At 54.6% G+C, this 985-nt stretch carries 1 protein-coding gene; it reads right to left on the bottom strand.

The window, feature by feature from the left end; all coding sequences use genetic code 11:
- Positions 1-205: 205 nt before the first annotated feature.
- The gene (locus tag FHR04_RS21630; protein ID WP_276341441.1) at positions 206-634 is read right to left on the bottom strand and encodes a type IV pilin protein; all 429 of its coding nucleotides are present in this window, start codon (positions 632-634) and stop codon (positions 206-208) included.
- Positions 635-985: the final 351 nt, after the last annotated feature.

Here is a 985-nt window from a genome sequence, read left to right as displayed (position 1 = left end):
CGACTTAAGGGATTTTTGCTGCCCAGGCGCTGCTATGACACTGTCGCCGAATTGCGCAAGGCCCTCTACGCGGCCTTAACGATTCTGGACGCTCAATTTATCTAAAAACTATTCGCGATCTACTTAGCTGGACTGAAGGATGCAGGCCGCCAGATGTTGAGGAAATAAAAAACCGCCCCGAAGGGCGGCATAAGGATTAATAAGCTTAAGGAGCGGCGGGGCAAGTGGATGCCAGCGGGACGGAAGTAGTGCCGGAAGGATAAGCGCAGTAATTTTTAGTCCCGGTGCTGTTCTTAGCAGTCATGATGTACCAGCTATTAGCTGCAACCCCCGTAGGGGGTGTGCCGGGAGCGATTGTCAAAGTGACGTTAGCAGGAGCTTTTTTCAGGTCAGGCAATCCTGCGAGGGTAGCGCCCGGAGCAATGGAGGCAGCAGTGTTGAGATAGGCGTTATTATCAGTATTGTAGATTTCCTGCTGAGTTTGAGCCTCGCGCAGATAAGATTGCGCCGCAATATCGTTAGCTCGTTTACGGGCACCCAGCAGGTTGGGCAGCAGAACCGCCGCCAGAATCCCGATGATGGCGATGACGATCAGCAGCTCGATCAGGGTGAAGCCTTGGGTGTTGTTCTTCATGGTGGTTCTCCTTGCGCTGTTCGGCCTGCCGGATGATGTATGTATGGTCCGGCCTGCCTACTCATGGCTTGCAGGTGCGGGTGTCTCCCCTCCTTGCTTGAGTACAGATTAGTGGGAGGTTTCTTACAGGAGTCTTTCGCCCTTGCGGTCATGGCAACAATTCAGGCGGCGAAGCCAAGAGCCCGTATTGATCGTGTGGGCCTGCGTTTCTGCTTTTACAGCTCTTGCTCTGTACCGGACATCTTAGCTTCAAGCCGCTCCTGATGCGTGAAACGGCGTGCTCAGTAGCCTGACCAACTCAGGTAACTCGGGCAGGTTCCACCGCAGCGCATGGCACAGCTGTTCCGCGCC

This window comes from Deinococcus radiopugnans ATCC 19172 (assembly GCF_006335125.1).
Classification (GTDB): Bacteria; Deinococcota; Deinococci; order Deinococcales; family Deinococcaceae; genus Deinococcus; species Deinococcus radiopugnans.
Note: the sequence above shows the minus strand (reverse complement) of the source record. Positions and strands in the feature narration are given on the sequence as shown.

Bases quoted from the DNA above. Each gene is read 5' to 3' on its own strand.
- FHR04_RS21630 (WP_276341441.1), bottom strand. From the start codon at position 634: ATGAAGAACAACACCCAAGGCTTCACCCTGATCGAGCTGCTGATCGTC.